The sequence below is a fragment of the Bacillus sp. ISO11 genome, from assembly GCF_003458115.1.
GTDB lineage: Bacteria > Bacillota > Bacilli > Bacillales > Bacillaceae_G > Bacillus_A > Bacillus_A cereus.
Genome location: NZ_QXCO01000071.1, coordinates 1 through 5,826 on the forward strand (window position 1 = coordinate 1; position 5,826 = coordinate 5,826).

Sequence of the window (5,826 nt, forward strand, 5' to 3'; positions counted from 1 at the left end):
CCTTCATAGTTTGGTGATGATGGCAGAGAGGTCACACCCGTTCCCATACCGAACACGGAAGTTAAGCTCTCTAGCGCCGATGGTAGTTGGGACCTTGTCCCTGTGAGAGTAGGACGTCGCCAAGCAACTTTAAGACGAGTCAGAATGACTCGTCTTTTTTGTGTTTTATAAAAATAAGAATGGCTGGTAAATCTCAGTTTATTAAAATTTCACTTTATTGTTCACATCAACAAGTTCAAAACGCTCACAGACGAGTAACATATTTTCAGAGAAATTAAGACCAAGCTCATTTAGTTCCTTTGTAAAAAAACGAACATGGGTGTCTCTCCAGTAATTATAAGTACGATCTCCTTCGCCTTCAGCGATAGCGAATTCTTCGCTTACTTCATTCATTGGTGTTACAGTTACTTCTATTGTCTTAATAATAGCTACAGGTTCATCATTACTATTGAGTATAATACTATAATCAATAGTAGTCGGTAGTGATTCATGTTCTAATTCATAAAAAATGTGACCGGAGCATGTAGCGGTTTTAATACCGTCAATTACTAGTTGTGCAAGATAATTAGGGGCATCCCCAAATTGCCAAGCTGTAACAGATTCTGGTTTTTTGTTGTTTCCCCAATAAGTATCCCAATATGTCTGTGCTAATTGATTCATTTTTATCGTTACCTCACTCTAATTCATATTTAGTCTTTTTATAATTCCTAGGAAATTTACTTACTTATTTAGTATGTCTTTGTACTCATTTAAAAGTTGTAGCGGTGTGTTGCAAATTAAAAAGATACTATGTGGAGTGAATATAGTTTGTAAATATGTTCTGTACATATATGGAATCTTTAATTTTTCAATTGCATTTTATGATAAAGGATGTAGTTACTTAAAGAACGTTCAGATTATGAATGGTAGTTTATTATCACTATGCCATATTGAAGTGAGTAATACTAGAGTTAAAATAGATGAAAAAACTGATATTCTAAATTGAATATCAGTTTAATAATATGTGACTTATATGAATCTATAGCAATACGAAAAGCGTAAATAAGATAGCCAACAAAATACGATAGTACGCAAAAGGTTTTAAACCTATCTTCTCTAAAAGCTTTAGAAAAGTTACTACCGCTAGCATCGCTACTATAAAAGAGGTAATGAATCCTACCGCAAACATAGGGATGTCATCGACACTTAAATACTTCCAACTTTTTAGTAAGTCTAAGCCTGTAGCCCCAATCATTACAGGAAGAGCTATTAGAAAAGAGAATTCAGATGCAGTCTTATAATTTACTTTTGCTAATAGACCTCCAGAGATAGTAGAGCCAGCTCTAGAGAAGCCAGGGTATATTGCTAAGCACTGAAATAATCCGATTGTTAAAGCTTGGCGGTATGTTAAATCGTCCAGTGAATAGGCTGCTGCCTCTTTCTTTTTTACTTCTGCAAAGAGCATAAGAATTGCACCTGCTACAAGTCCAATCACAACAGTGTATGGCTGGAATAAGTATGTTTTAATAATATCATGTAGTAGCAAACCAGCAACCACTGCCGGAAATACGCCAAGAAATACATGGAACGCGTTGAATTTTTTTTCTTTCTGTAGAAGTGGCTTAATATTACATAAAGAAACGAGACGTTTATGATATAAAATTGCAATGGCTAAAATTGCGCCTAGCTGAATAACAATTTCAAACGTTTTCGCTCTTTCTCCCTCAAAGCCTAATAAATGCCCGACTAATATAAGATGGCCAGTAGAGGATATAGGTAAAAATTCAGCTAATCCTTCTACAATACCGAGTATGAAGGCAATAATGATATCGCTCATAGTTTCACTCCTACAAATTAATGAATGTCTACTTTTTTAAAATAGAATAGTGTTGCAATAAATCCGGAAATTGTCGTTACTGCAATGATGATATAAGAATACTCTGGTGGATATGTCGGTTGTAATTCGTTATTTGCGATATCTAGAGTAGCGGTCCACGGAAATAAATCTTTATGCTTGGAGTTTACGAGCATAAGATTAGTCATTGTAATAATGACTGTTAATATAATGGGCGGTACATAGCTCTTCATTACAAGAGTTAGTAGCACAATAGGTGAAGACAATAGAAAGAGAAGTCCACCACATATTAAAAATTCTAGGAAAGAACCTAAAAGTAAAGAAATGTTAAAGCCAGGGAAGTTCCCCAATAGCCCTAATATTAAAGTAAGTGCCCAAGCGACTAAAGTTAGCATCATAATCCAAAGAAAGAGAATGATGAATTTACTTATAATAAAGCTAATGCGCGACACGGGGATAGTTAGTAAATTTTTCAGTGTATCTTCTGCATATTCGCGGGTAAGCAAATATGCAACCACTACTCCATATAAGGGGAATCCTATAACTAAAGTAGTATATAAGTTAACGTCAGTGAATAATTGATGGAACCAAATAGTTGGAGTAGGCTGTTTTGTTTTTATATGTATATAAGAGGCTACTACAACTAAGAAAGGTGCGACACCAGCACCAATAATGCTAATTAAAAACATATTAGAGCGTTTTAGTTTTAAGAGTTCTGTATAGAGTAGATTAACCAATTGTTCCACCTCCAACTAGTTTGGTGAAATAATCTTCTAGTCTATCTTCGCTTATCATCATTTTTAATACTTCAATACCATTAAGAACAAACGTTCTGTTTATGTATCCTTGTTGTCCAAAATGAGAGTAAATACGAATATTTCCTTCATCATGTACTTCATAATCAAAAATTTGAAGATGATTTTCTAATAACATCACAGCTTTATCGTCATTATTCACTTGAAACTCTATGTACTTACGGTTTGCTTTGCGCAGCGTATCAAGAGAAACTTCTTCTAGTAACTTTCCTTCATGAATAATTCCGATACGATCGACCAACTGTTCTATCTCGGCTAATATGTGACTAGAAATGAGTATTGTTATATTTCTTTCTTGAGCTAAAGAATGAATAAGTTTTCGCATTTCTTTAATACCAATAGGGTCTAGTCCGTTAGTTGGTTCATCTAATATGAGTAGCTCAGGATAATGGAGAAGAGCGCGTGCAATTCCTAAGCGTTGCTTCATTCCTAAAGAATACTTTCCTACTAACTTTTTTGTCTCATGCTGCAAGCCTACTATTTCTAATGCTTCTTCGATAGCATTCTTTTTGTGAACCCCAATTATCTTTGCATTAATTAGTAGGTTTTCTTTTGCAGTTAAGTTTTCATAAAATCCTGGAACTTCAACTATAGAACCAATTCTGCTTAAAATATCTTTTTGATTTTGGAATAAGTTCTCTCCGAATATTTCAATCGTTCCACTTGTAGGTTTTATAAGACTAAGCAGCATACGAATGGTTGTTGTTTTACCAGCACCGTTGCGGCCTATGAAGCCATAAATCTCTCCTTGTTGAACATTAATATTTAAATTATCTACTGATTTTTGATTGCCATATACTTTAGTAAGGTTAGTCGTTTTTATAATTGTATTTATAGGAGACACCTGCTTTCTATAAGTTCTTACTTACATCATAAAAAGGAAGGCTTAACTGCATATTAATCATTTCTTAACTATTTCTTAAAAGTATTGTGTTTTGGAATAGAAAAGCCAAAAGTAGTTCGTTTCCATGGAGTACTTTCAACCCATATATGCCCACCATTTTTTTCAACGAGTGCTTTAGAAATAGAGAGTCCGAGACCGCTACCACCAAATGAAGAGTTTCTTGATTGTTCGCTTCGGTACATTCGCTCAAATATGTTTTGTAAATCATGTTTTGGAATACCAGGGCCTTGATCCCAAATATGAAGTTTGTATTCTGCATCAGCTTCTAGCAGTTCGACTCCTATTGTTTTCCCATCCTTTCCGTAATAAATTGCATTTTTCATTAAATTACCGATAATCCGCATAATGCTTAGATGATCTGCGATGATAGGACAAGTAGAATCTGGTATGAGAATTTGCAGTTCGATGTTATGTTTTGAGAGCTCAGGTAAAAATTCAATCAAAACTTCTCTAGTAACTTCAGAAAAGTCGAGTTCTTCTTCTTTTAGTGGAAATTCATTAGCGTCTAGCTTCGCCATATTGAATATTTCATCAACTAGGTGCTTTAAGTTATTTGATTTCATATAGAGTATTTTAAGATATTCTTGTTTTTCTATTTCAGAAGCAGCAACTCCGTCTTTCAAAGCATCTATATATCCGATTATGGAGGTGAGTGGTGTTCGTATATCGTGGGAGATACTAGACAAAAGTTGTTTTCTGGATTCCTCGGATCTTTTGGCTTCAATCTGAACCTGCTCTAATTTAGCTATTAGCTCGTTTATTGAAAAAACGATATTATGTAATGAGTGGTCATTGCTTGTGAATAATCTCGTTTGTAAGTTTCCTTTTAGTACACGACTTAATTTAGTATCCATTGCTTTACGATGTTGAATGAATTGTATTCTTGAAAAGAAGAGATAAATTGTAATTAAGATAAGGATAATAAATAAAGACATTTTTAATCTTGGGCCCATTTGTATGTTTAAAATCCCGCAAATGATAAGTTGTAATGAAATAAGGAAGAGGGTTTTATCAGTCTTCAAGCTTTTCACCTACAAACTTATAACCAATTCCCCATATAGTCTGAATAAATTTTGGATTGGAAGGGTCAATTTCTATTTTCTTTCTAAGTTTTCGAATATGTACCATAACGGTATTGTCATCTTCTATATAATTATCGTCCCACACATTTCGGAAGAGCTGTGTTTTTGTAAATACTTGCCCTGGGTTTGAAGTAAAGAATTTTAACAGTTCCAATTCTTTTCCGGTTAAGCTAATTTCTTCTTTGTTTGTATGAACTGTGTATGTATTTAAATTGATAGTTAGTCCTTTAAAAGATAAAGTTGTTTTTTCTTGAGCAGTATTGTTACTTCCGAGAACTAAAAAACGCCGCATAAGAGCTTTTACTCGTGCAATTACTTCGTGAATGCTGAAAGGTTTCGTAATATAATCATCAGCACCAATGCTTAAACCTAAAATTTTATCAACTTCGTGATCTTTAGCTGTGAGCATTAATATAGGTACGTTAGTTTTATCTCTAAGTTTTTTACATACCTCGATTCCATCTATTTTGGGCATCATAAGATCTAATATAACGAGGTTATATTTATTTTGATTAAATAAATGCAAGGCTTCTTCGCCGTTGATTGCAGTGTCTACCATGTATAATTCTCGTTCTAAATATATTTTTAATAAATTTCGGATTTCTTTATCGTCGTCTGCTATAAGGATACGTATATCTTTCATATCTTCACCTGCTTCTAATAGAGTTTTATTGATAGTACAACAACTCTCTAATTATATACTAGTATTTGTTAAAATAAGGTTGCTAGTTTTGTTGGAGGAAAACGTCCACACAAGTTAAGTCTAGAGTTCAAATTAACTTGAATATATTTGGAAAAATAAATTAAAGAGAAGCAGAAGGTGTGCTCCGATAATGAAATCCTATAGAGACGTATCTAGCTAAAAGAGCATAAAAATATTAAATTGAAATTCTTTATAAAAAGGTGTTGACGATTATACTTTAGAGGTGTAATATAGAACAAGTCGCCGATGACAATAACATCGCAAGCGACAAACTAAATGAAAAACTTAGTTGACATTGAAAGATGAAAATGTTAACATAAGGAAGTCGCAAATGAGCGACCAAGTAGTTCTTTGAAAACTGAACGAAACAAACAACGTGAAACGTCAATTTTTATTTTAGATGCTAGACAAACTAACTTTATTGGAGAGTTTGATCCTGGCTCAGGATGAACGCTGGCGGCGTGCCTAATACATGCAAGTCGAGCGAA

Annotated in this window: 6 protein-coding genes and 2 rRNA genes; 2 read left to right on the plus strand and 6 right to left on the minus strand. The window is 33.8% G+C overall.

What is annotated here, in order from left to right:
- Window positions 1-9: 9 nt before the first annotated feature.
- Window positions 10-125, plus strand: a 5S ribosomal RNA gene (rrf, locus tag D1166_RS30680).
- A gap of 76 nt (window positions 126-201) precedes the next feature.
- On the opposite strand, the gene D1166_RS30685 is transcribed toward rrf, so the two are convergent.
- The 6 genes from D1166_RS30685 to D1166_RS30715 form a co-directional block, all read right to left on the minus strand.
- Complete coding sequence (locus tag D1166_RS30685) at window positions 202-660, minus strand: ASCH domain-containing protein (protein WP_097856750.1); 459 nt, start codon at window positions 658-660, stop codon at window positions 202-204.
- 358 nt (window positions 661-1,018) lie between these two features.
- Window positions 1,019-1,816, minus strand: a complete 798-nt coding sequence (gene uppP / locus D1166_RS30695; RefSeq protein WP_097856749.1) for an undecaprenyl-diphosphate phosphatase UppP — start codon at window positions 1,814-1,816, stop codon at window positions 1,019-1,021.
- Between the two features lie 17 nt (window positions 1,817-1,833).
- On the minus strand, window positions 1,834-2,571 hold the full coding sequence (locus D1166_RS30700; RefSeq protein ID WP_000247716.1) for an ABC transporter permease: 738 nt from the start codon (window positions 2,569-2,571) through the stop codon (window positions 1,834-1,836).
- The gene (locus D1166_RS30705; protein ID WP_000074580.1) at window positions 2,564-3,493 is read right to left on the minus strand and encodes an ABC transporter ATP-binding protein; all 930 of its coding nucleotides are present in this window, start codon (window positions 3,491-3,493) and stop codon (window positions 2,564-2,566) included. The genes D1166_RS30700 and D1166_RS30705 overlap by 8 nt, the downstream gene beginning before the upstream one ends.
- 68 nt (window positions 3,494-3,561) lie before the next feature.
- Window positions 3,562-4,575: a sensor histidine kinase gene (locus D1166_RS30710; RefSeq protein WP_000845334.1), complete on the minus strand. Its 1,014-nt coding sequence runs from the start codon at window positions 4,573-4,575 to the stop codon at window positions 3,562-3,564.
- On the minus strand, window positions 4,565-5,278 hold the full coding sequence (locus D1166_RS30715) for a response regulator transcription factor (RefSeq protein ID WP_000651991.1): 714 nt from the start codon (window positions 5,276-5,278) through the stop codon (window positions 4,565-4,567). The genes D1166_RS30710 and D1166_RS30715 overlap by 11 nt, the downstream gene beginning before the upstream one ends.
- Window positions 5,279-5,756: 478 nt before the next feature.
- Between D1166_RS30715 and D1166_RS30720 the strand changes: the two genes are divergently transcribed.
- Window positions 5,757-5,826: ribosomal RNA gene (locus D1166_RS30720) — 16S ribosomal RNA — on the plus strand; the annotation flags it as partial.

Coding starts and splice junctions, on each gene's coding strand:
- D1166_RS30685 (WP_097856750.1), bottom strand. CDS start 660: ATGAATCAATTAGCACAGACATATTGGGATACTTATTGGGGAAACAAC.
- uppP (WP_097856749.1), bottom strand. CDS start 1,816: ATGAGCGATATCATTATTGCCTTCATACTCGGTATTGTAGAAGGATTA.
- D1166_RS30715 (WP_000651991.1), bottom strand. CDS start 5,278: ATGAAAGATATACGTATCCTTATAGCAGACGACGATAAAGAAATCCGA.